Source organism: Gordonia sp. Swx-4 (assembly GCF_030316175.1).
GTDB lineage: Bacteria > Actinomycetota > Actinomycetes > Mycobacteriales > Mycobacteriaceae > Gordonia > Gordonia alkanivorans.
Genome location: NZ_CP128197.1, coordinates 956,010 through 979,350, shown reverse-complemented (window position 1 = coordinate 979,350; position 23,341 = coordinate 956,010). Strand labels below are relative to the sequence as shown.

Here is a 23,341-nt window from a genome sequence, read left to right as displayed (position 1 = left end):
GACTCATGACGAACCTCGAAGACGCTCTCGGCGAAATCGATGTCCTCGCCGCTGTTGAGGCGACTGATACGACCCCGACGAAGTCCGCGCTCGATGACAAGATCAATGAACACTTCGCCGGCGCCGTCGTCCGTAAGGACCTCGTCAAGGCAGTCCGCGGGAACGCCGTCGTGCCCTCCTACGTCCTGGAGTACCTGCTGGGCCAGTACGCTGCGTCCGACGACGACGCGACGATCCAGGCCGGGATCGACAGCGTGCGTCAGATCCTGGCGACCCACTACGTCAACCGCAACGAGCACATGCTCGTGAAGTCGGAGATCCGCCGCAAGGGTCGCCACCGTGTGATCGACAAGGTCACCGTCACGCTCAACGAGAAGAACGACGTCCACGAGGCGGAGTTTGAAAACCTCCAGGTCAAAGGCGTGATCATCGATGACGTCACAGTCAAGCAAAACCCGAAGCTCCTCGTCGGGGGTGTCTGGTGCATCTGCGACATCGAGTACTTCCACTCCGACGACCAGCGCGTCGTGCCGTGGATCCTCGGCAGCCTCAAGCCCATCCAGGTCGCTGGCGTCGATATCGACGCCTATTACGAGGCGCGCAAGGCGTTCACCACGGAGGAGTGGATCGACCTGCTCATGCAATCGATCGGCCTCAACCCCGAGCAGTTCAACGAGCGCGGCAAGCTCATCGCCCTGACTCGCCTTATCCCGTTCGTCGAGCGCAACTACAACGTCGTCGAACTCGGGCCGAAGGGCACCGGCAAGTCACACACGTTCAGCGAATTCTCCCCGAACGGCATCCTCATCTCCGGCGGCGAGGTCACCGTCGCTAAACTGTTCGTCAACAACGCCAGCGGCCGTATCGGGCTGGTGGGCTACTGGGACTGCGTCGCGTTCGACGAGTTCGCCGCCAATCGGCGCACCGACCAAAACCTCGTCAACGTGATGAAGAACTACCTCGCCAACAAGTCATTCTCGCGCGGGACCAGCATCTACGGAGCAGAGGCGTCGATGGCCTTCATCGGCAACACGACGCACACCGTGCCCTACATGCTCAAGAACAGTGATCTCTTCGACGAGCTGCCCGACGCGTACCGCGACCCGGCCTGGCTCGACCGAATCCACCACTACATCCCCGGCTGGGAGGTCGCGCCGATCCGCTCGGAGATGTTCGCCACGGGGTATGGCTTCGTCGTCGACTACCTCGCCGAAATTCTCCGCGCGAAGCGGTCTGAGGACTTCTCGGACAAATACAAGGACTACTTCACGGTCGACAACTCGATCTCGACGCGCGACCAGGACGGCATCCGCAAGACCTTCTCTGGGCTGATGAAGCTTGTGCACCCGACGGGCGAGGCCACCGACGATGAGGTACGCGTGCTGCTGGAGTTCGCAATCGAGGGGCGTAAACGAGTCAAGGACTCGATCCTGCGGATCGACGCCACCATGCGCGACACTCCTGTGCACTTCCGCTACACCGACAAGGGGGGCGCGCTGCACGATGTCGTGACTCTCGAAGAGAGCCAGTACCCACAGCTGTACCGGCGGGACTGGGATGCGATACGCGAGGCTGGGGGCGCTTCGGGAGGCGATGAAAACACGACCGCCGTTGAGTCTGCTCCTGCCGCCCCGATAGCTGCTGGCACATCCGTCGCGGTGGGCCCGACGCAGCCAGCTGATGTCCCGTTGGCTGAAGGCCATCGGGACTTCTCGGCCGGCCAGAAGGGCGTCTCCTACGAGAACCTCCTCCTGCCCTACCTCCGCGGCGCCTCCAAGATCACGATCACAGATCCCTATATCCGGATGCCCCACCAAGGGCGCAACCTCGCGGACCTCCTGAGCCTCCTCGCCTCAGCCAAGGACGCGGCCGACGAGATCGACGTCATACTTGTCACCACCGAGGAGCCGAAGGTCGAGTTCAAGCACAACCAGTTGCTCATGCTCAAGGCGATCAAGGACGCGTCCGACGCCGTCGGTGTCCGTCTCGCTGTACGCCTCGACGACACGATTCACGACCGCCGCATCGAGACTGACCGCGGCTGGCGCATCGATCTCGGCAAGGGGCTCGACATCTGGCAAAGGCCGAGCGACAATCCCTTCGACTTCGGCCGCAACCGCCAGGAGTTCCGCCTGATCGGATCGGCATTCACCGTCCACTTCGTGAAGATCCCCGTCGGGTCCGAAGGGTAAGTCCCCACGCGGGTTCTGAAGGGCATCGCGACAACCATGCGAGTTTGTCCGAACAGTGTGTAAGACTCTGGCCAACGGAGAAGGAGGGCCGCATGGTCTTGCCATTGATTCCAGTCGTCGCCATCGCAATCGGAGCAGCTACTGGAAGTGGCGGCGTTTTACTGGGCGGCAAGGGTGCCTACGACATCAAGAAGGCGAACGCAGAACTGAACGCAGCGCGTGAGCGTTATGACGCTCGGCGCGAAGCCAGCGAAACGCTCATCTCGTCCATCAACGACCGGATCGTGCGATACGGAGCGCAACAAGAGGTTGCGATTCGAGACGTTGTCCTGCGCATGCACGACTTCCTCATCCGCAACGAGAAGAAGGTCCGGGAGAACGAGAAGCTGCTGGTCGATGGCATCGAGGCCAGCGTCAACTTGGTTGCCGGCTCTCATTCGCTTGAACTGTCCATGACCGAGTGGGTACGCGGAGTAATCGGCTCCGTCGGAGCGGGCGCCGGGGCGGGCGCCGCCACGAGCGCTGCAGCCACGACATTCGGGGTCGCAAGTACAGGTGCGGCTATTTCCGGGCTATCGGGTGCCGCGGCCGAGAGTGCTGCACTCGCTTGGCTGGGCGGAGGCGCCGTCGCCGCAGGTGGCGGCGGGATGGCCCTCGGTGCGCTCGCACTGAACTTCGTAACCGTCGGGCCTGGCTTGCTCGTCGCCGGCTTCGTCGTGAAGGGCCAGGGCAAGAAGGCAGTGACGCAGGCACGTGAGTATCAGGCCAAGATCAACGTCGAGATCGCGAAATTGGACGCCGCGGACGCCGAAATGATCGCGGTCGAATCCCGAACGGACGAGCTCAGCGCACTACTCGAGGAGCTATCCGACAAGGCCATCGCGGCACTCGACGAACTCGAGGCCGAGCCCTTCGATCCGACCGTGCACGCGACTGTGTTCCAGCGAGCAATGATCCTCGTCAAAGGTGTAATCGATCTGGCCACCACACCTGTAATCGATGAGAACGGCGACCTTACTGAAGCAGGTCACCAGCTGACTGTGAAATACCGCAGTGCAGGCAGGGCGAAGACAGATGCGGCCGAAGACGTCTCGTCCCCGTCGCCACTTTCAACCGATGAAGAAGGAGAGCTGGCTTATGAGTGACCGGACGGAACCTTTGTCGGGCGAGGTCTTTCCTCCTAGATCGGGAAAAGTCGCAAAGCCCGGCGCCATTGACGGTTTCACAGCACTCAACCAGTTGGTAGACGCAGCCCGGGAGTGCATCACCGTCCATGCGGTGGAGAACACCAAACAGGCGAGGATAAGCGCTTACGAAACAACGGAAGTCGCGCGAATCAAAGCGGCCGAGGGCATTCTCCGTGAGTACTTCCACCAAGCGTTTGCCGAGCGACGGGCAACGACCGACGCACTTTTTGAACGGCTCGATACTGCGATCGAGACAGGCGACTCTCAGATGATCGGCGAGGTCGTCAAGGGCGTCGTCGACATCGCCAAGAGCTCTCCACTGGCGGATCTCGGTGATCTGAGCCAGATCAGAGCTGCGCTCGACGACCCCGACCAGGTCTGGGACCTATGACTCATCGCGCAGGCAAGACCAGAGCACGGGGTTCTGCCCAGCTCTCGTAGCCGTACGTGCCGGCCCCGCCGTTGACGCTGCCCGGCGACCGATGGTCGAACCCTCAGACCCCACCGAGCGCACGAAGCCGTCCTTCCCGCGGGACCGCTTCCCTCCCGCCCGCGCCGTTTCCTTCCCGCTTGCCGGCTAGCACCCGCGGGAGGGAAATGGTCCCGCGGGAACGAAACGCCCCGCCGGGAATGCCGGCGGGGCGAATTCAGCTGAGAATCGGGCGATCAGCGAAGCAGCGCGCGGCTCATGACGACGCGCTGGATCTGGTTGGTGCCCTCGTAGATCTGGGTGATCTTGGCGTCGCGCATCATGCGCTCGACCGGGAAGTCGCGGGTGTAGCCCGCGCCGCCGAAGAGCTGCACGGCGTCGGTGGTGACCTCCATGGCGACGTCGGACGCGAAGCACTTGGCAGCGGCCGAGATGAAGCCGAGGTTCTTCTCGCCACGCTCGGCGCGAGCGGCCGAGGTGTAGACCATGAGGCGCGCGGCCTCGACCTTCATCGCCATGTCGGCGATCATGAACTCGACGCCCTGGAACGAGCTGATCGGCTTGCCAAACTGCTTGCGGTCCTTGACGTATTCGATGGCCTTGTCGAGCGCACCCTGCGCGATGCCGACGGCCTGCGCGCCGATGGTCGGGCGGGTGTGGTCGAGGGTCTGAAGCGCGGTCTTGAAGCCGGTGCCCTCGTCGCCGATGATGCGGTCGAGCGGGATGGTGCAGTCCTCGAAGTACAGCTCGGCGGTGGGCGAACCCTTGATGCCGAGCTTCTTCTCCAGCGGGCCGACGGTGAAGCCGGGGTCGTCCTTGTGGACCATGAACGCGGAGATGCCGTTGGCCTTCTTCTCCGGGTCGGTCACGGCCATGACGGTGTACCAGGTCGACTTGCCGCCGTTGGTGATCCAGCACTTGGAGCCGTTGAGGACCCAGTTGTTGCCGTCCTTGCGGGCGCGGGTCTTCATGCCTGCGGCGTCGGAACCGGCCTCACGCTCCGACAGCGCGTAGGAGGCCATGGCCTCACCGGAGGCGATGCCCGGGAGCACCTGCTGCTTGAGCTCGTCCGAGCCGTTGAGGATCAGGCCCATGGTGCCGAGTTTGTTGACGGCCGGGATCAGCGACGCCGAGGCGTCCACGCGGGCCACTTCCTCGATGACGATGCAGGCTGCGATCGAGTCACCGCCCTGGCCGCCGAACTGCTCGGGGACGTGGATGGCGTTGAAGCCCGACGCGTTGAGGGCGTTCAGCGCCTCCTCCGGGAAACGCGAGTTCTCGTCGACGTCAGCCGCGTGCGGCTCGATCTCCTTCTCGGAGAGCGCGCGGATGGCCTCGCGCAGGGCGACGTGCTCCTCCGGAAGCTGGAAGACGTCGAAGTCGGGATTTCCGAAACCCATGACAACTCCTCACGGCACGGGGTGCCAAATTGGTGGTTATCTATCAGTGCATCACGGCACTCAGTGCCATGTCAACGCACCACAGCACCGGAGGAATGCGACCCACGCCACCGATTGTCCTCGCCGGCTCCGACGTTGTCCCGAACCTGCCGGTCTCGGTCAGGATTCCCGCAGCTGAGCGGCCACGCGACGGGCGACTTCGTCCGGCGGGGTGCCCGCCGGATAGGTCACCACGGTGACCTCTTGAGACCCATCGTCGCCGGCCGAGGCCTCGGGACGGTCGACGTCGGCACCGAGTGCCACCGCCACCCGGGCGAGTTCACGACGCAACCGTTCGAGGGTGGCGTCTGCGTCCCCGCGGATCATCTGGCGGAGCAAATAGTTGTGCGTACCGGTGATCGCCGCGACGTAGGCGACGATGCGGACCGGCGGCTCGTCGGGCAGCCGTCGACGCAGGAACTCCTCGAAGGCGCCCTGGTAGCGGTAGGTGGTGACGAGCTCGCGATCACGCAGCGCCGGGACCTCCTGCACCACCTGCGCACGCCGGACGGCCAGGTCGCGGTCCCGCCGGAAATGGCTGAACACGACCTCCGCGGCGGCGCACACCGCCGACCACGGATCACCCTCGAAGCCGGCCAGGGTGTCATCGACCTGCGCCAGCAGGGATTCGTGATCGGCGAAGATCACGTCCTCCTTGGACCCGAACTGCCGGAAGAACGTGCGACGCGACATCCCGGCGGCCGACGCGATCTGCTCGACCGTCGTCGACTCGTAGCCGTGCTCGCTGAACAGCCGGATCGACTCGGCGACGACGAGCATGCGGAAGCTCGTGCTGTCGACATCGGCAACTGACATGGGTCAAGTATCACCACATGAGCGTCCGCATGGGCGCACGACCCGATCAGTGGTCGGCGGTACCGAGGTCCTGCCGGCCGAAGGCGCCCGTCGCACGCGGCGTCACCTCCGCTTGCTCGTCTACCAACATCCCACGCCGGGGCCCGAGACGGGACCGCCTGGCCGCGAGACCACCGGCACTATTGCGCTTGGGGTACGGATTCGGTTCCTGCCCTACGTCACTGGGCGCCGGGTCACTCGGCGCGGGCTTGTGCACGAAGCTCGCCTTTCAGGACCTTGCCGGTGGGGGTGCGCGGCAGGTCGTGCGCGAAGACGATGTCGCGCGGCACCTTGTAACCGGCGAGCAGGCGACGGCCGTGCTCGATGAGCTCCTCACCGGTCAGCGTCGCCCCGGGGTGCAGCAGGACGTAGGCGCGGGGGCGCTCGCCCCACTTCTCGTCCTCGACACCGATGACCGCGACGTCGACGACGGCGTCGTGGCTCACCAAGGCCTGCTCGACCTCGATGGTGGAGATGTTCTCGCCGCCGGAGATGATGATGTCCTTGGCGCGGTCGCGGAGCTGGATGTAGCCGTCGGGGTGCATGACGCCGAGGTCGCCGGTGTGAAACCAGCCGCCCGCGAACGCCTTTCGGGTCTCGTCCTCGTCACGAAAGTATCCGGCCATCACGTTGTTGCCGCGCAGCACGATCTCGCCCATTGTCTCGCCGTCGGCCGGGACGTCGACCAGCGGAACCTGATCGGCGACCACCACCCGGGCCGTCTCGGCCTGCACCATACCCACGCCCTGGCGGGAGAGCTTCGCCGCACGATCGCCGGGTTCCAGTGCGCTCCAAGCATCTTGGTACTCGCAGATGGTGTACGGGCCGTACACCTCGGTGAGGCCGTAGACGTGGACCACGGTCACGCCGATCGCCTCGAGGGAGCCGATCACGGTCGGCGACGGCGGCGCGCCGGCAGTGGTGATGTGCAGCGGCCGGTCCAGCCGATGTGCCCGCGGCGAGCCGACGATGGTGGTGCAGACCGTCGGCGCTCCGCACATGTGGGTGACACCGAGATCGTCGATGGCATCCCAGATCGCGTCCGCGCGCACGGCACGCAGACAGACGTGGGTGGCACCGGCGTGGGTCACCGCCCACGGCGTGCACCACCCGTTGCAGTGGAACATCGGCAGCGTCCACAGATACCGCGACGAACCGGTGAACTGGTTGTGGAAGGTCTCGCCGAAGGAGTTCAGGTACGCGCCACGGTGGGTGTACATGACGCCCTTGGGCTTTCCGGTGGTTCCCGAGGTGTAGTTGATCGAGATGATCGCGTTCTCGTCGTCGACCGTCCACGGGATCGGCGTCGCATCGAGGTCGTCGGCGGAGGCCAGGTGGTCGTCGTAGGAGACGAGCCCGTCGATGCCGGCGTCGGAAACCGGACCGGGTGTCACCCCGAACTCGGGGTCGGCGATCTCGACAACCGTCTCGACCTCCGGCACCTGCCCGATGATCGCGGCGACGGTGTCGCGGAACTCCGCGTCGAAATAGAGTGCCTTGGCCCCGGAGTGCTCGAGGATGTAGACCAGCTCGGGTCCGGCGAGTCGCGAGTTGAGGGCGACGAGGACGCCACCGGCGAGCGGCACCGCATAGTGCGCGATCAGCATCTCCGGGATGTTCGGGGCCAGGTAGGCGACGCGATCACCGGGCTTGATCTTGGCGGAGAGCACGCGGGCGAGCCGCTGAACATGGTCGGCGAACTCCGCGTAGGTGTGCCGACGCTGCCCGTAGATGATGGCCGCGCGGTCGGGGAAGACCGCCGCCGAACGCTCCAGGAATCGCAGGGGGCTCAGCTCGGAGCGGTTCGCGCCGCCCCAATCCGTGGTCGAGGGGCCCGGGCCTGCAGACACATCGGGGGACGGGGCTGCGCCAGTCCCGGACACATCGGGGGTGGAGACCGACATCATTCCTCCGTTTTCTCGCGACCGTGTGAGAAGGGCCGTGGGGTTTGTGACGGCCCATACGTGCGACGGCGATCTAGGGTACTGATCACATGGAAGTGCCTGCACCCTCCGAAGTGGGGGTTCGACGCCGACACCGTGACCGGATTGGTGCACTCCCCGAGCCCGTAGCGGGCACCACAAAAGGTGGGACGGAGGCCTGCGCACTACGTACGGTGGTTCCATGGCAACTCCCACCGAGAGTCCCACCCCGTCGAGTCCCACCTCATCTGGGCGCACCCCGATCGCCAAGGAACCGACCGTCGACGATCCGGTCACCCCGGCCGGTGTCTCCGCCGACGACGACCTGTCCGCCGACGAGCGCGCGCTACTCGTCGACAACCTCCGGTTCGTCCTCGACGGCCGGTGGCGGGCCACGAGGGAAACCGTCCGCGAGAACTCCAACCGCGCCGACCTGCTCCCCGATCCCTCCTGCACGCTGGAGGAGGCACGCGCCCACACCCTCGAGGTGATGCGCGAGCTGGCGTCGCAGGGTTTCGCCGCCGCCGGATTCGCCGCCGATCACGGCGGCACCGGCGACATCGGCGCCTCGATCACCGCGATCGAGATGCTCGGCTACGCGGATCTGTCGCTGATGGTGAAGGCCGGCGTGCAGTGGGGTCTGTTCGGTGGTGCGGTCGAGAACCTCGGCACCAAGCGCCACCACGACAAGTACGTGCCGGGCATCATCGACCTGGACGTCCTGGGCTGCTTCGCGATGACCGAAACCGGGCACGGCTCCAACGTGCAGGCCATCGAGACCACCGCCACCTACGACCGCGACGCCCGCGAGTTCGTGATCCACTCCCCCACCCCGTCGTCGCGCAAGGACTACATCGGCGGGGCGGCCGAGCACGCCCGGTTCGCCGCGGTCTTCGCCCAGCTCATCACCGGCGGACCCGGCGAGGAGCCGGAGGGTCGAGGCGTGCACTGCTTCGTCGTACCGATCCGCGACGAGGACGGCAACGACCTACCCGGCGTCACCACCAGCGACTGCGGCTACAAGGGCGGTCTCGACGGCGTCGACAACGGTCGCATCATGTTCGACAACGTGCGCATACCGGCGGAGAACCTCCTCAACCGCTACGCCGACGTCGCCGAGGACGGCAGCTACAGCTCGCCGATCGAGAACATCAACCGTCGCTTCTTCACCATGCTCGGCACGCTGATCCGCGGACGCGTGAGCGTGGCCGCGACCGCGGGTGCCGCCGGTCGCAAAGCGCTGACACTCGCAACCCGGTACGGCCTGATCCGCAAGCAGTTCGAGGCGCCGGAGGCCACCGACGAGATCACCGTTCTGGACTACCTCGGCCACCAGCGAAAGTTGTTGCCGCTCATCGCCAAGTCCTACGCGATCGCCTTCGCCCAGAACGAGATCGTCGCCGAACTGCACGACGTCCAATCGGTGGCACCCGACGACTCCGACGCCGGACGCCAGCGCCAGCTGGAGGGACAGGCCGCGGGCCTCAAGGCCTACGCGACCTGGCATGCCTCGCATTCGATCAACGTCAGTCGTGAGGCCTGCGGCGGCGCGGGATACCTGGACGAGAACCAGCTCTCGATCATCCGCGGCGACATCGACGTGTTCACCACCTTCGAGGGCGACAACACGATCATGATGCAGCTCATCGCCAAGGAACTCCTCTCGTCGTATTCCGATGATGTGCAAGGTCTTTCGGCGGGCGGCTGGGTCCGCTTCATCGCCGGGATGGCGCGCGACGTGGTGGCCGAGAAGACCGCCGTCCGCCAGGTGGTGCAGACACTGCTCGACAGTTCCGACGAGGACACCGAGAAGTCGGCACTCACCGACCGGAGCACGCAGATCCGGCTGTTCCGCAACCGTGAGGACCACCTCGTCCGCACGTGTGCGCAGCGTCTGCGCCGAGCCCTCGACGACGACAACGACGCCTTCGACGTCTTCAACAACGCGCAGGACCACCTGCTGAAGGTCGGGCACGCCCACATCGAGCGCGTGGTGCTCGAGGCCTTCGTCGAGGCGATCGAGAACTGCGATTCCCGTTCCGCCGCAGAACTGTTGGGCAAGGTGTGCGACCTGTTCGTGTACTCCGCCCTCGAAGCCGACCTGTCGTGGTTCATGATGCACCGGCACATCTCGGTGGAGCGCGCGAAGGCGGTCCGGCGCGGCGTGAACGAGCTGTGCCAGGAACTGCGCCCGCACGCACGGTCGCTGGTCGACGCCTTCGGTGTCCCCGAGGAACTTCTCCGCGCACCGATGCTCGTGAACGGCTGACCCGACCGGTAATTCATCTGACACTGTGCCCGGCCTGTATCCCTCAGGCCGGGCGCAGTCTTGTGTGCGCTCGTGTTTGGAAAGAGCACAACTCGGGCACTACTGCCTCGACGCCGCTGTGAAACCACCCGCTGCGACGCGTCCAGGGATGTGGCCACGTGCTGCATCGAGCACCTCTCGGACGGCGCGGACGCCGACAAGGGCGGCTGGGCCAGTGGTCCTACCCCGACGGGAAGCACGAGTTCAAGTTCCTCGCCGATCCGCAACCGCTCGGCGACCGCCAATCCGGTCCGCCGCCGGATCCGAAGCTCTACGCGACCTACGATGGCGCCATGGGAGACCCGCCGCTTCATCTACGGAGGTGCCATGCCTGACCTGCCCGACCTCATCACCACGCCGTTCCGCTGGCTCGGCGCTCTGCGGCACGCCCGCGTGTTCCATCCGGACGGCCTGCTGTGCGGCGGCCGGGCGTCGGTGTCCGGCGACCACCCGCTGCCGTTCCGTTCCGGCCCGGTGACGGTCCGCCTGTCGAAGGGGATCGGCACCCCTGGCGGTCTGCCCGACATCGTCGGTGTGGCCGTGCGGTTCCCCGCCGTGGCCCCGACGAACGCCCCCGCCGACGCCCCGACCCCGACCGTCACCGGCGACACCGCGTCCGGTGCCTGGGATCTGCTGCTGGCCGGCCCCGCACCGCTGTCGGGTCGTCTACCGGTGCCGCTGCCGGCCACGCACTGGGCCCCCACCGCCGTCTCGAGCCTGACTCCCTATCGCTACGACGGCGAGCTCTACTGGATTCGTGCCCGCATCATCGAGCCGACCGGGCCGTCGGGTCTGAATGTCGAGGATCTCGCCGCCTGCCTGCGCACCAAGAAACCGGTCGTCATCATCCTCGAAGCCGGGTTCAAACGGTTCGTACCCCTGGCCCGGATCGAACTCGACCACGTCCTGACCGGGCTCGACATCGACTTCGATCCGATCCTGCATCGTCCCGACGGGGTCGAGTTCGCGCCGTCGTGGCTGGGCGACCTGCGCCGGCGCGCCTACCGCGACAGCCGCAAGGGCCGTCACTCGGTGGTGTCCTGATCCTTCTTCTCGGGTTCTTCCGGATCGGTCTTCCGGGATTCGTCGCTCTCGGTGGACTTGCTCTTCCTGGTGGAGGGCGGTAGTCCCATCCGTACGGCGGCGTGCGCCTGCGTGAGTTCACTGCGGAACACCTCGACGTCGCGGGCCCATGCCTGGGCCAGATTGCCGGAGGTGAGCCGCACCCCCACCCCCTTACGACGCCGCGGCACGCCGTGGAGTTCGCCGAGCGCCGGAGCGCTCTCCCAGTCTTCGGGTGTCGGGGAGTTGTTGGCCGGGTAGATCTTCTCGATGTCGGCGAGCGGCGTCGTCACCGCGCCCTGACGCAGCGTCGTCTCGGTGAGTTCGACGCTGACGTGGCGTCGTGCCGCGGTCACCTGGACGAGCGAGAAGCCGAACAGGATCACCAGGAAGATGATCAGGACCGGCCAGTGCACCTGCCCGGGCCCGGCGATCTCCATGATCAGGACGGCGAGGACGAGCACCGGCCCGATGAGGACCACCCACCTGCTGCCGCCGGGTTCGTAGAAGAGAACCTCGCCCGGGTCCACTTCCGGTTGGGGTGCAGCCGGTTCGGGTTCGACCGGATCGACCCCGTCGGCCGGGTCGGGGGTCTCGTCGGTCACGGCTTCTTCTTGCGCGGCGTGCGCTGCTTCTTGGGTTCGGGGGCCTTGCCGGTGTACCAGGTCTCCGAGTCCGGCCGGTAGGCCAGCAGCGAGCCGAACAGGCCGATGATGGCCGCCAGCAACGCCAGGGCGAACACCGGCGATCCGAGACCGACACTGAGGAACAGCAGCATCGCGACGACGACGAGTGTCAGGGCCGACAGCGACGACCGCCAGCGCGCGTCACCGGTGAAGGCCTTGCTGCCGAGCAGGATGTAGGCGACGCCGACGATCAGGACGAGGACGCCGAGCGTCGCCGAAGACATCGACCCGGAGTCGTCGATCGCGGACAGGATCACCACGAGGACACCGAGGACGGCCAGGAGCGCTCCCGACACCACCCAGCACCGGTAGGCCCAGACGACGAGTTTCGGACGCTGCGCCGGGTCGGGACTTGTCACTGCTTCTTCGGTCCTTCGCTGTCGGGGTCGGGGGTCTCGGGTTTGCGGAGGTCGGGTGTTCCACCGCGAGCCGCGTCGCCGGGTGAATTGTCACCATACGGTGTGCCCGCGGACTGCGTCCCCGGCTCTGACGCAGACCCGTACGGGTTCGGTGTCGGCTCGTGGGGTGACGGATACGGATTGCTGCCATACGGATTCTGGCCGTACGGATTCTGGCCATACGGGTTCTGGCCGTACGGGTACGGCGCCGCGGCGGGCGGCACGGGCCGCGGCTTGCGCTCCTCGGCCATACGCCGGCAGTACTTCTCGGAGTCACCACGCATCAACAGCACCGTCGCGCCGAGCGCGGCGACGCCGCTGATGACCAACGGCACCATCGCCCACGCCGGTTCGAGGTCGCCGAAGAGCGAGAAGACCAGGTTGACGACGATGTAGACGCCCATCGCACCCAGCACGATGCGCGCCCAGTTGTAGCCCTTGCGCGTGAACCACACGACCAGCGCGGTGATCGCGGTCAGGAAGACCGACATCGCGACGAGGACGCCGACGACGAAACCCGACGACGTCATGAACTGCAACTGGTCCGCGGAGACACCCTCTTGCGGGTTGGCGCGGATCTGGTCGCGGACCATGTCGACGAAGGTGCCGGTCTGGGCGAACAGCGCGACGATCTGTCCGACGACGACCACCACCCACAGTTCGACGGCGATCGAGATCGAATCCGGGATCGTCGGGCGCTGGTGCGCATCGGCCTCGGACGAGGCGCGCATCGGGTCGAACGGTGCGGACATGGCACCAGCCTAATCGGAGGCGACCCCGGTCCCGTGCACGCGTCCCGGAGGCCGCCGCGGTCAGCTCAGGAGAGCCGGTTCGCGACCTCGGTGGCCCAGTAGGTCAGGATGACCGACGCGCCGGCACGACGGATCGAGGTCAGCGATTCCATGATCGCGGCGTCGCGGTCGATCCAGCCCCGCTCGGCGGCGGCCGTGATCATCGCGTACTCACCGCTGATCTGATACGCGGCGACGGGGACGTCGCTCATCTCGGCGACGTCGCGCACGATGTCGAGGTAGCTCATCGCGGGCTTGACCATCACCATGTCGGCGCCCTCCTCGAGGTCGAGGCGCACCTCCCGCAACGACTCGATCCGGTTGGCCGCGTCCTGCTGGTACGTCCGCCGGTCCCCCTGCAACGAGGAGCCGACCGCCTCGCGGAACGGACCGTAGAAGGCCGACGCGTACTTGGCCGAGTAGGCCAGGATTCCGGTGTCGGTGAAGCCCTCGGCGTCGAGTGCCTCGCGGATGACGGCGACCTGGCCGTCCATCATCCCGCTCGGCCCCAGGAGCCGGGCACCGGCGCGGGCCTGTGCCAGCGACATCGACACGTAGCGGTCGAGGGTCACGTCGTTGTCGACGCGCCCACGACCGTCGAGGACACCGCAGTGCCCGTGATCGGTGAACTCGTCGAGACAGGTGTCGGCCATGAGGACCGTCGAGTCACCGAGGTCGTCGGTCAGCGCGCGCAGGGCACGGTTGAGGATTCCGTCGTCCGCATCGGCACCCGAGCCCGTCGCATCCTTGTCCTCCGCACGCGGCACGCCGAACAGCATCAGCCCGCCGACACCGGCCTCGACGGCCTCGGCCGCGGCAGTGCGCAGCGAGGCAAGAGTGTGCTGGACGACGCCGGGCATCGACGAGATCGGCTTCGGCTCGTCGATGCCGTCGGCGACGAACATCGGCAACACGAGTTGCCGTGGCGCGAGGGTGGTCTCGGCGACCAGCCGACGCATCGCCGGTGTGGTGCGCAGCCGGCGGGGCCGGATCAGCGGTGCCATCGATGCACCCGGCTCACGAACGCGATCGACGGGACTTCTTGCGCGGCGGGGGCAGTGCGCCCTCGGCGCGGAGCCGGGCGGCGTGCTCGGCGAGCGCGTCGACCAGTTCGAGAACCGACGCGTTCTCCGGCTGCACGTCCACGCGCAGACCGAATTCCGTTGCGGTCTCGGCGGTCTTGGGACCGATGCACGCAACGATGGTGCGGGCGTGCGGTTTTCCGGCGATGCCGACGAGGTTGCGGACCGTCGAGCTCGAGGTGAAGCAGACCGCGTCGAAGCCGCCGGTCTTGATCATCTCGCGGGTCTCGGCGGGCGGCGGCGCGGCGCGCACGGTGCGGTACGCCGTCACGTCGTCGATCTCCCAACCGCGGTCACGCAGTCCCTCGGAGAGGGTCTCGGTGGCGATGTCGGCCCGCGGCAGCAGGATTCGGTTCACCGGGTCGAAGACGTCGTCGTACGGCGGGAACTCGTCGAGCAGACCCAGCGAGCTCTGCTCACCCGACGGCACGAGTTCGGGGTTGATGCCGAACGACCGCACCTTGTCCGCGGTGGCCTCGCCGACACAGGCGATCTTGACGCCGGAGAAGGCGCGGGCGTCGAGACCGAACTCGGCGAACTTCTCCCACACGGCGCGGACCGAATTGGTGGAGGTGAACACCACCCACTGGTAGCGGCCGTCGACGAGTCCCTTGACCGCGCGCTCCATCTGCGCCGGACTGCGCGGGGGCTCGACGGCGATCGTGGGCACTTCCTTGGGGATCGCGCCGTGACTGACGAGGCGGTCGCTCATGTCGCCGGCCTGGTCCTTGGTACGCGGCACCAGCACGGTCCAGCCGTAGAGCGACCGCGACTCCCACCAGGAGAGCCTGCTGCGGGAACCCACGACCTTGCCGACGGTCACGACCAGCGGGCCGGTCAGGGCGTTGCCCTGCTCGTTCAGTGTCGCGAGAGTGGCCTCGATGGTGCGCTGTGCACACGTGGTGCCGTTGATGGTGATCGCCGCCGGGGTCTGCGGCGCCATCCCGTGCTCGGTCAGCGCGCTGGCCGTCTCGGCCAGGTGGCCGGACGTGGCGTGCAGGACCAGCGGGCCGGGCGCCGCGGCCAGGGCGGCCCAGTCGACCTCACCGCGCACGTCGGCCTCGGTGTGCGTCGAACCCAGCGGCATGCCGGCGTAACTCGGTACGACCGAGGCGGCGGGCAGGCCCGGCAGCACCTCGAAGGTGACCGAGTGACGCGCCACGGCGTTGACCTCGGCGAGCACCGAGTCGGTGGTGAGCGGATCACCGGCGACGACGCGGACCACGTCGTCCCCGTTGCGGGCGGCGGCCACGAGGGTCTTGGCGACCTCGGTCGGGTCACCGAGCGCCGGGCGCACCACCGACTCCTCGTCGGCCTTGTCCGCCTCCGCCGCGGATGCATCCGCGGCGGCCGCGGTGTCCGCCGCATCGGTGCCGTCGGCTTTGTCTTCCGCCGTCTTGTCGGCCTTCTTGGTCGACCGGCGGGTGTTCGGTGCGGGTTCTTCGCGGTGCGCGCTGCCGATCAGCGACACCACGGCGGCCGGGACATCGGGATCGATGTAGGCCGTGGTCGCGTTGATGATCACGGTGCGTGCCCGCACGGTGAGCAGGTCTGGGTCACCTGGACCCGACCCCACGAACAGGATCCGTCCGGGATTTGCCTTCTTCGTACGGCTCATGGGTTCGCACTCTCCTGCCCTCGCGTCGAGGGCTGCAGTTCTTTCTCTGCTAGGGAGAGTTGACGAGTTCGCCCGCTCCCAGCTCCAGCAGTTCGGCGGCAAGATCTTTACCAAGTTGGACGGCACGATCGACCGGACCCACCGCCGAAGCGCGGATCACATCGGATCCGTCCTCGGCCGCCACCGCCGCACGAAGCGACAGTTCGGCGAAGATGCGCCCGTCCTCGTCGATCGATTCGACCACCTCGGCGATCGCTCCGACCGGCGCAGTACACCCGGCCTCCAGGGCCGCGAGTACTGCCCGCTCGGCATCGATGGCCGCCCGGGTGGACTTGTCGTCCAACTCGGCGAGTATTCTCACCAGTTCGGCATCGTCTGAGCGGCACTCCACAGCGAGAGCACCCTGCGCCGGAGCCGGCAGCATGACGACCGGATCGAGCGCTTCGGAGACCACTTCGGTCCGTCCGATCCGCACGAGGCCGGCGCGGGCGACCACGACTGCGTCGAGTTCGCCGCTGGCGACTTTGCCCAACCGAGAATCTAGGTTGCCTCTTAGGGGGCGGATTTCCAAACCGAGACCCAATGCCTTAAGCTGTGCCGCCCGCCGGGGGGCCGAGGTGCCGATCACCGATCCCGGCGGCAATTCCCCGAGCACCAGATCGTCCCGGCTGACCAGCGCGTCTCGCGGGTCCACGCGGGTCGGGACGGCCGCGATCGTCAGGTCGTCCTCGGGGGCCGTGGGGAGATCCTTGTAGGAGTGCACGGCGACGTCGACCTCGTCGTCGCGGAGCGCGACGCGGATGGCGGTGGTGAAGACGCCGACGCCGATCTCGGCGACCGGTGCGGCCGAGGCGTCACCGGCGGTCTTGATGATCACCAGTTCGGCCGGGTGGCCGGCGGCGGTGAGTGCATCGGCGATCGTCTGGGATTGGGTGGTGGCCAGTAGCGAACCCCGCGTACCGATACGGATCGGCGCGGTCCGGGTTTCACTCATCGGTCACCCTGCTCGCCGGTCGCGTCGGTGGTCCCCAGTCGATCGGGCGCCGAAACCGACTCGGCCGCACCTGGTTTGAGTTCGAACAATTCGCGCAGGGCCTCCGCGTAGTGATCGCCGTTGGGCGTCGACGCCAGCTGCTTCACCCTCACCGTCGGTGCGTGCAACAGCTTGTCGACGACGCGGCGGACGGTCTTGGCGACCTCGTCGCGCTGGTTGTTCTCGAGGTCCGGGAGCCGGGTCTCGAGGCGCAGGATCTCGGCTTCGACGACATCGGCGGCGCGCTGGCGGAGAGCGGCGACGGTCGGGGTGACCTCGGCCTGGCGCTGGTGGGTCAGGTAGTCGGCGAGCTCGGCGGCGACGATGGACCGGGCCGCGAGGGTGTCGTTCTCCGCGGCCTGGGTCTCGGAGTGGCCGCGCAGACCCTCGATGTCGACGACGTGCACGCCGGGCAGGCGGGCCGCGGCCGGGTCGACGTTCCGCGGGAGTCCGAGGTCGCAGATGACCATCGGGGTCGACTCGCCGTTGCGGTTTCGCTCGGCGAGAGCCGAATGCACCGCACCCACGCTCACCACGGAGCCGATCGAGCCGGTACAGCTGACCACGACGTCGGCGGCGGCCATCGCGGCCGGCAGGTCGTCGAGTCCCACCCCGTGCACGGTGATCCCGTGGTTGGCGGCGATGTTGTCGGCCAGGTGGCGGGCGTTCTCGACCGTGCGGTTGACCACGGACATCTCCGTGACGCCCTCACGGGCCAGCTGGGCGGTCGCGAGGCCACCCATGGCGCCGGCGCCGACCACCACCGCGGTGCGCAGCCGGTGCGCCCCGGTCGCGGGGTCGGTGAGGAGGGACTTGGCGCGGTGCAGGGCCACGGACACGACCGATGCGCCGGCACGGTCGATGCCGGTCTCGGTGTGCACCCGCTTGCCCACGCGCAATGCCTGCTGCGCGAGCTCGTGCAGGACGCGGCCGGCCGAGTCGTTGGCGTCCGCGCTCAGGTAGGCGTTGCGGATCTGGCCGAGGATCTGCTGCTCGCCGACGACGAGCGAGTCGAGACCGGCGGCGACGGTGAAGAGATGTTCGACGGCGGCCTCGGAGTAGCGCACGTAGGCGTGCCGGGTCATCTCGTTGACGGTCATGCCGGAGTGGTCGCCGAGAACCTCGCCGACCGCCTCGAGGGCCGGGTGGAAGGCGTCGACGACCGCGTAGATCTCGACGCGATTGCATGTCGAGACGACCATGGCCTCGGAGATCGCCCGTGACGACAGCAACTCGTCGACCAGCTTCGGACGGTCGTGGTCGGAGACCGTCAACCGCTCCAGCACCTCGACGGGCGCACTGCGGTGCGACACCCCGAACAACAGAACACTCACGCTGTCACCGTTTCTTCACCCATTGCTTTTCCGTGGCGTCCGTCGGCCGCCTTCACCTCGCGAGGCGCACCGACGTCGCTGCGTGAGGAGATCTTGAGGTCGTTCCGTGGGGCCTGTGCACTGCCACGAGAGGCCTGGAACGTCAACACCTGTAGCTCCAAGGCTAGATCAACTTGTCTGACGACGACATCCGCCTCCGTCGTCAGCGCCACCGGGGTGACGTTGAGCACTTGCCGCACACCTGCCCCGACGAAGGCGTCGAAGGCCGGCCGGGCGTCGTCGTCGGCGGTGGCCACGACCCCGATCTCCACCGCGGGCTCGACCTCGGCGCAGACCGCCGCGATGTCGGTGAGCGGGGCGATCCGCGGGCCGCCGACCTCCAGCGATGTGCCCGTGAGAGCCGGATCGGCGTCGAACATCGCGGCCACCCGGAAGCCGCGACCGAAGCCGGTGTGGGCGAGCAGAGCGCGTCCGAGCTGGCCGGCCCCGGCCAGTGCGACCGTGTGGATGCTGTCGGTGTGCAAGGTCATCGAGATGCGCGCGGTGAGACGACCGACGTCATATCCGACGCCGCGGACGCCGTTCGCGGCGACATAGGAGAGGTCCTTGCGGAGGATGGCGGGGTTCACCCCGGCCGCGGTGGCCAGTTCGCCGCTGGAGGCCACCAGGACGCCGCGCTGGCTGAAAGAGCGCAGGACGTGCAGATATGTGGCCAGCCGGGCCACTGTGGGAGCCGGGATGTCGGTGGCCACCGTGGCGGCGGGCGGCGGCAGCGCAGACGCGGGAGGGTCGGCGTCGCCGGACTTCTGACGATCGGCGCCCACGCTCACCTCCACTCCCCTACGCACAGCACGATCCATCGAGGATATAACCCCCTGTGAATCTCTTCACATGGACCCTCATGATTCGCGGAGCTGTGTTAAACACCACCGTTTCTCCGCGATGGCGGATCGGGGCCGGACCGCCGGTTCAGCCCTGACGCGTGAGGTCGGCACGCAGCCGGGGCTCGTCGACCTCCCAGTAGCTGTGCTCGTCACCCTCGAGCAACACCACCGGCAGCCGGTCCCCGAACTCCGCACGGATCTCGGGACGGCCGTCGGCCGCGGCCCGGTCGACGTCGACCTCGGTGAACTCCACCCCCAGCTCGCCACAGATCCGCGTCAGGTCACGACGGGCGGTCGCGCACATCTGGCATCCCTCACGGGTCAGCAGTTCCACGGTCATGAGGTCCATACTCGCAGCGCTCCGCTCCCCCGCCGACGCGACCCCGGCCCGGTGACGAGAACCACGGCCCGGGCGCGCCGCAACGGCCCCGCGGCGACGCTGATCGTCGTGGGTGGCCGCTAGGCTGGACCGCGCAGGCAGTGCTGGCGCCAGACGCGACGTGGGAGGTGGGCAGTGGGCAACACCCCGGGCCCGGGAGACGAACGACCCGACAACTCGTCCGACACCCCTGTGCCCGGCGCATCCAGTCCCGAAACCCCCGCGGCGCGAAGCTCCGCACCGGCCGACTCCGGCGCCACCCCGCTCGACACCGGCGACGACTGGGAGTCGCAGGCAGCACGCATCGAGTTCGACGACGACTTCGACGAGGACGCCGAACTCCACGACATCGCCGCCGACGACGAGACCCACCGGGTCACCACGTGGATCTCCCAGCGGGCCAGCGCGGCGACCGGCCGTTTCCGCCAGACCGCCCACGAACTCCGTCAGACCCTCGCCGGCGAGGCGAGCGCGAAAGCCGCCGTCGACTCGCTCCGGCTGCGCGAACCGTCCGACATCGAGCCCGGCGAACCCCCGCGCGATCTGACCGCGGCCGCCTTCTTCGACGTCGACAACACCCTCGTCCAGGGCGCGTCGATCGTGCACTTCGCTCGAGGCCTCGCCGCCCGCAAGTACTTCACCTACGGCGACATCATGGATTTCGCGTGGACCCAGGCCAAGTTCCGGATCACCGGCAAGGAAAACGCCCGCGACGTCGCCGAGGGCAGGGAGAAGGCGCTCTCGTTCATCGCCGGACGCCAGACCTCGGAGCTCGCCGAACTCGGCGAGGAGATCTTCGACGACTACATCGCGGACAAGATCTGGCCGGGCACGCGCGCTCTCGCGCAACGCCACCTCGACGCCGGTCAGCAGGTGTGGCTGGTGACCGCGACGCCGGTCGAACTCGCGCAGACCATCGCCGACCGTCTCGGACTCACGGGTGCGTTGGGCACGGTCGCCGAAAGCGTCGACGGCGTGTTCACCGGGCGTCTCGTCGGCGACATCCTGCACGGGCCCGGCAAGGCCCACGCGGTGCGCGCACTCGCCATCCGTGAGGGCCTCAACCTCAAACGCTGTACCGCGTACTCGGATTCGCACAACGACGTCCCGATGCTGTCGCTCGTGGGCAAGGCCGTCGCCATCAACCCCGACACCGACCTGCGCGACGTCGCCAAGGTCCGCGGATGGGAGATGTACGACTTCCGGACAGCGCGCAAGGCGGCGAAGTACGGTGCCGGTACCGCCATCGTGCTGGGCGCCGCCGGCGGCGGTGCCGCGGCCGCCGCACGGCTCCTACGACACCGCTGACCCCGGCGCCTCGTCGCGACATCGGTGACCGCCCGGAGAGACCCCATCCCGGAGAGGACCACCATGACGGACGAGACCCTCACCGATCCCGGACCCGGAGCAGGCGCGACCGCCACACCCGATCCGCTGCGCACGATCGAGCAGCGCGTGCTCTGGCTGTCGACGTCGATGATCCACCACGCCAACCGGGTTCGGCCGAACCCGTCGGGCCTGAAGGTCGGCGGGCACCAGGCGTCGTGCGCCTCGATGGTGTCGATCATGACGTCGCTGTGGTTCTCGCAACTGCGGCCGGGTGATCGGGTCTCGGTCAAACCCCATGCGTCACCGGTCCTGCACGGCATCAACTACCTGCTCGGCGGTCTCGACGAGTCGTATCTGACGACGCTGCGGCAGTTCGGCGGACTCCAGTCGTATCCGAGCCGCACGAAAGACCCCGACGCGGTGGACTATTCGACCGGGTCGGTGGGAATCGGTGCGACCGCGCCCATCTGGGGTGCGGTGGCACGCCGCTATCTCGACACGACGGTCGGCGGCCCCGATGCGGTTGCCGCCGACCGGCGTTCGCCCACGGTGCTCGCCCGGCAGTACTCGCTCGTCGGCGACGCCGAACTGGACGAGGGCGCGGTCTGGGAGGCGATCCTCGACCCCTCCGTGGCCGAGCTCGGCGAGATCGTCTGGATCGTCGACCTCAACCGGCAGTCCCTGGACCGGGTCGTCCCCAACATCGCCGCCGGACGCCTGGAGGCCATGTTCGCCGCCGCCGGGTGGCAGGTGATCATGGTGAAGTTCGGCCGGCTGCTGGAGGATCTGTTCGCGCGGACGGGCGGGTCCGCGCTGCGTTCGCGCATCCTCGACATGCCCAACCCCGAATATCAACGCCTGCTGCGGTGCGACGCCGGCGAGGTCCGCGAACGCCTGCCGGGATCGGGTCCCGACTCGGACGCCGTCGCCGCGCTCATCGCCGAGGTCGACGACGAGACCCTCCTCGAGGCCATCCGCAACCTCGGTGGCCACGACCTCGACGCCCTGGTCGGCGCCTACGAGCAGATCGACGACACCCGTCCGACGGTCATCCTCGCCTACACCATCAAGGGCAACGGACTGCCGATCGAGGGCCACCCGCAGAACCACTCGTCGCTGCTCACCGTCGAACAGTACGACGAGCTGGCGGCGTCGCTTGGGCTCGACCCGAGCCATCCGTGGGGACGGTTCGACGAGGACACCGACGAGGGCCGGCTGTGTGCCGCGACGGCCGAGCGACTTCGGCGCGAACCCGTCGCGCCCACGGCACCGCCCGCGGTCCCGACCGACACCGGGAAGACACCGTCGGGAACGTCGACAACGCAAGCCGCACTGGGCCGTACGCTCCTCGCCCTGTCCCGGGAGGCTCCCGAGGCCTCCGCCCGGGTCGTCACCGTGAGCCCCGACGTCAGCTCGACGACCAATCTCGCCGGCTGGCTGAACAAGGTCGGGGTGTGGTCGCCGAACGAACGCCGCGACTGGTTCGCCGACGACGCGGAGACGATCATGCACTGGCGGGAACGACCGACCGGCCAGCACATGGAACTCGGTATCGCCGAGACGAACCTGGCCGGACTGATCGGCGAGCTCGGCGCCACCTGGAGTCGTTGGGGCGAACCGCTGTTCCCGATCGGCGTGCTCTACGACCCGTTCGTGGAGCGCACACTCGAGCCGTGGTCCTACGGCATCTACGCCGGCGGCCAGTCGATCCTGGTGGGTACCCCGTCCGGCGTCACGCTGGCAGCGGAAGGCGGAGCGCACCAATCGATCACGACACCGTCGATCGGCCTGGAACAACCCGGGTGCGTCAGCTACGAACCTGCCTTCGCGATCGACGTCGAGTGGACGCTGCTGGCGTGCATCGGCCGGCTCGGACGCCCCGACGGGACCTCGTCGTACCTGCGGCTGTCGACGCGGCCGGTCGACCAGCGACTCGCCGCGGTCCCCGACGACCCGGCCGCCCGTGAACGCCGCCGCCGTCAGGTGGTGGCCGGCGGATACCTGTTGCGTCGCAGCGAATCCCCGCAGGTCACGCTGGTCGGGATGGGTGCGGTCAGCACGGAGACACTGGCCGCCGCCGACCGCCTGGCGGATCAGGGCGTCGCCGCCGACGTCGTCTGCGTGACGAGCCCCGGACTGATCTTCGAGGCGCTACAGGCCCGACGCGGGCTCGCCGAGGCCGCGTCGTGGATTCTCGACCAGGTGTTCCCGCCCGGGCGCGCGGCACCGATGGTCACCGTCCTCGACGGACATCCGCACACCCTCGCCTTCCTGACCGGCATCAACAACGTGCCGGGTGCGGCGCTCGGGGTCAGCCGGTTCGGTCAGGTCGGCTCGCTCGAGGACGTGTATCGCCTCCACGGCATCGACGCCGATTCGATCGTCCGCGCCGCCCTCGACCTCGCGACCTGA

Annotated in this window: 19 protein-coding genes and 1 pseudogene; 8 read left to right on the top strand and 12 right to left on the bottom strand. The window is 67.8% G+C overall.

Annotated elements, in window-relative coordinates:
* Positions 1-5 precede the first annotated feature (5 nt).
* The 3 genes from brxL (at position 6) to PWF70_RS04530 (ending at position 3,770) form a co-directional block, all read left to right on the top strand.
* Positions 6-2,192 (top strand): BREX system Lon protease-like protein BrxL, encoded by a 2,187-nt coding sequence (gene brxL / locus PWF70_RS04540; protein ID WP_042377464.1) that lies wholly within the window; start codon positions 6-8, stop codon positions 2,190-2,192.
* A 92-nt stretch (positions 2,193-2,284) separates the two neighbouring features.
* The gene (locus tag PWF70_RS04535) at positions 2,285-3,337 is read left to right on the top strand and encodes a hypothetical protein (protein WP_042377462.1); all 1,053 of its coding nucleotides are present in this window, start codon (positions 2,285-2,287) and stop codon (positions 3,335-3,337) included.
* Positions 3,309-3,770, top strand: coding sequence for a hypothetical protein (locus PWF70_RS04530; protein ID WP_231498977.1), 462 nt, complete (start codon positions 3,309-3,311; stop codon positions 3,768-3,770). Before PWF70_RS04535 ends, PWF70_RS04530 begins: the two co-directional genes overlap by 29 nt.
* 275 nt (positions 3,771-4,045) lie before the next feature.
* On the opposite strand, the gene PWF70_RS04525 is transcribed toward PWF70_RS04530, so the two are convergent.
* The 3 genes from PWF70_RS04525 to PWF70_RS04515 all read right to left on the bottom strand — a co-directional run bounded on the left by PWF70_RS04525 (position 4,046) and on the right by PWF70_RS04515 (position 8,007).
* Positions 4,046-5,209 carry an acyl-CoA dehydrogenase gene (locus PWF70_RS04525; protein ID WP_035751749.1) on the bottom strand — a complete coding sequence of 388 codons (1,164 nt, stop codon included), beginning with the start codon at positions 5,207-5,209 and terminating at the stop codon, positions 4,046-4,048.
* A gap of 159 nt (positions 5,210-5,368) precedes the next feature.
* Entirely contained in the window at positions 5,369-6,064 is a 696-nt protein-coding gene (locus PWF70_RS04520; protein ID WP_286352854.1) for a TetR family transcriptional regulator, read from the bottom strand.
* A gap of 233 nt (positions 6,065-6,297) precedes the next feature.
* The gene (locus tag PWF70_RS04515) at positions 6,298-8,007 is read right to left on the bottom strand and encodes an AMP-binding protein (RefSeq protein ID WP_279939115.1); all 1,710 of its coding nucleotides are present in this window, start codon (positions 8,005-8,007) and stop codon (positions 6,298-6,300) included.
* 220 nt (positions 8,008-8,227) lie between these two features.
* Between PWF70_RS04515 and PWF70_RS04510 the strand changes: the two genes are divergently transcribed.
* The 3 genes and pseudogenes from PWF70_RS04510 (at position 8,228) to PWF70_RS04505 (ending at position 11,377) form a co-directional block, all read left to right on the top strand.
* A complete protein-coding gene (locus PWF70_RS04510) occupies positions 8,228-10,294 on the top strand; it encodes an acyl-CoA dehydrogenase family protein (RefSeq protein ID WP_006358547.1) in 2,067 nt (688 codons plus the stop codon).
* 171 nt (positions 10,295-10,465) lie between these two features.
* Positions 10,466-10,638 (top strand): annotated as a pseudogene (locus PWF70_RS24105) (manganese catalase); the annotation flags it as partial.
* 22 nt (positions 10,639-10,660) lie between these two features.
* On the top strand, positions 10,661-11,377 hold the full coding sequence (locus PWF70_RS04505) for a hypothetical protein (protein WP_006358546.1): 717 nt from the start codon (positions 10,661-10,663) through the stop codon (positions 11,375-11,377).
* On the opposite strand, the gene mce1N is transcribed toward PWF70_RS04505, so the two are convergent.
* The 9 genes from mce1N to PWF70_RS04460 all read right to left on the bottom strand — a co-directional run bounded on the left by mce1N (position 11,359) and on the right by PWF70_RS04460 (position 19,561).
* Entirely contained in the window at positions 11,359-12,000 is a 642-nt protein-coding gene (gene mce1N / locus PWF70_RS04500) for a transport-regulating membrane protein Mce1N (RefSeq protein ID WP_006358545.1), read from the bottom strand. The two genes, PWF70_RS04505 and mce1N, sit on opposite strands and share 19 nt — an antisense overlap.
* On the bottom strand, positions 11,997-12,440 hold the full coding sequence (locus PWF70_RS04495; protein ID WP_006358544.1) for a hypothetical protein: 444 nt from the start codon (positions 12,438-12,440) through the stop codon (positions 11,997-11,999). Before PWF70_RS04495 ends, mce1N begins: the two co-directional genes overlap by 4 nt.
* A complete protein-coding gene (locus PWF70_RS04490; protein ID WP_279939126.1) occupies positions 12,437-13,231 on the bottom strand; it encodes a Bax inhibitor 1 family protein in 795 nt (264 codons plus the stop codon). Before PWF70_RS04490 ends, PWF70_RS04495 begins: the two co-directional genes overlap by 4 nt.
* A gap of 65 nt (positions 13,232-13,296) precedes the next feature.
* Positions 13,297-14,274, bottom strand: a complete 978-nt coding sequence (hemB, locus tag PWF70_RS04485; RefSeq protein ID WP_006358542.1) for a porphobilinogen synthase — start codon at positions 14,272-14,274, stop codon at positions 13,297-13,299.
* 13 nt (positions 14,275-14,287) lie between these two features.
* The gene (locus PWF70_RS04480; RefSeq protein WP_006358541.1) at positions 14,288-15,970 is read right to left on the bottom strand and encodes a bifunctional uroporphyrinogen-III C-methyltransferase/uroporphyrinogen-III synthase; all 1,683 of its coding nucleotides are present in this window, start codon (positions 15,968-15,970) and stop codon (positions 14,288-14,290) included.
* A gap of 49 nt (positions 15,971-16,019) precedes the next feature.
* Positions 16,020-16,964 (bottom strand): hydroxymethylbilane synthase, encoded by a 945-nt coding sequence (gene hemC / locus PWF70_RS04475; protein ID WP_006358540.1) that lies wholly within the window; start codon positions 16,962-16,964, stop codon positions 16,020-16,022.
* Entirely contained in the window at positions 16,961-18,337 is a 1,377-nt protein-coding gene (locus tag PWF70_RS04470) for a glutamyl-tRNA reductase (RefSeq protein ID WP_155225024.1), read from the bottom strand. The genes hemC and PWF70_RS04470 overlap by 4 nt, the downstream gene beginning before the upstream one ends.
* On the bottom strand, positions 18,334-19,161 hold the full coding sequence (locus tag PWF70_RS04465) for a redox-sensing transcriptional repressor Rex (protein ID WP_006358538.1): 828 nt from the start codon (positions 19,159-19,161) through the stop codon (positions 18,334-18,336). The genes PWF70_RS04470 and PWF70_RS04465 overlap by 4 nt, the downstream gene beginning before the upstream one ends.
* 145 nt (positions 19,162-19,306) lie before the next feature.
* Entirely contained in the window at positions 19,307-19,561 is a 255-nt protein-coding gene (locus PWF70_RS04460) for a glutaredoxin family protein (protein WP_006358537.1), read from the bottom strand.
* Positions 19,562-19,735: 174 nt separating this feature from the next.
* Between PWF70_RS04460 and PWF70_RS04455 the strand changes: the two genes are divergently transcribed.
* Positions 19,736-20,908, top strand: coding sequence for an HAD family hydrolase (locus tag PWF70_RS04455; RefSeq protein WP_006358536.1), 1,173 nt, complete (start codon positions 19,736-19,738; stop codon positions 20,906-20,908).
* 63 nt (positions 20,909-20,971) lie between these two features.
* Positions 20,972-23,341: a thiamine pyrophosphate-binding protein gene (locus PWF70_RS04450; RefSeq protein WP_006358535.1), complete on the top strand. Its 2,370-nt coding sequence runs from the start codon at positions 20,972-20,974 to the stop codon at positions 23,339-23,341.

Bases quoted from the DNA above. Each gene is read 5' to 3' on its own strand.
- brxL (WP_042377464.1), top strand. From the start codon at position 6: ATGACGAACCTCGAAGACGCTCTCGGCGAAATCGATGTCCTCGCCGCT.
- PWF70_RS04535 (WP_042377462.1), top strand. From the start codon at position 2,285: ATGGTCTTGCCATTGATTCCAGTCGTCGCCATCGCAATCGGAGCAGCT.
- PWF70_RS04530 (WP_231498977.1), top strand. From the start codon at position 3,309: ATGAAGAAGGAGAGCTGGCTTATGAGTGACCGGACGGAACCTTTGTCG.
- PWF70_RS04525 (WP_035751749.1), bottom strand. From the start codon at position 5,209: ATGGGTTTCGGAAATCCCGACTTCGACGTCTTCCAGCTTCCGGAGGAG.
- PWF70_RS04520 (WP_286352854.1), bottom strand. From the start codon at position 6,064: ATGTCAGTTGCCGATGTCGACAGCACGAGCTTCCGCATGCTCGTCGTC.
- PWF70_RS04515 (WP_279939115.1), bottom strand. From the start codon at position 8,007: ATGTCGGTCTCCACCCCCGATGTGTCCGGGACTGGCGCAGCCCCGTCC.
- PWF70_RS04510 (WP_006358547.1), top strand. From the start codon at position 8,228: ATGGCAACTCCCACCGAGAGTCCCACCCCGTCGAGTCCCACCTCATCT.
- PWF70_RS04505 (WP_006358546.1), top strand. From the start codon at position 10,661: ATGCCTGACCTGCCCGACCTCATCACCACGCCGTTCCGCTGGCTCGGC.
- PWF70_RS04490 (WP_279939126.1), bottom strand. From the start codon at position 13,231: ATGTCCGCACCGTTCGACCCGATGCGCGCCTCGTCCGAGGCCGATGCG.
- hemB (WP_006358542.1), bottom strand. From the start codon at position 14,274: ATGGCACCGCTGATCCGGCCCCGCCGGCTGCGCACCACACCGGCGATG.
- PWF70_RS04480 (WP_006358541.1), bottom strand. From the start codon at position 15,970: ATGAGCCGTACGAAGAAGGCAAATCCCGGACGGATCCTGTTCGTGGGG.
- hemC (WP_006358540.1), bottom strand. From the start codon at position 16,964: ATGAGTGAAACCCGGACCGCGCCGATCCGTATCGGTACGCGGGGTTCG.
- PWF70_RS04460 (WP_006358537.1), bottom strand. From the start codon at position 19,561: ATGACCGTGGAACTGCTGACCCGTGAGGGATGCCAGATGTGCGCGACC.
- PWF70_RS04450 (WP_006358535.1), top strand. From the start codon at position 20,972: ATGACGGACGAGACCCTCACCGATCCCGGACCCGGAGCAGGCGCGACC.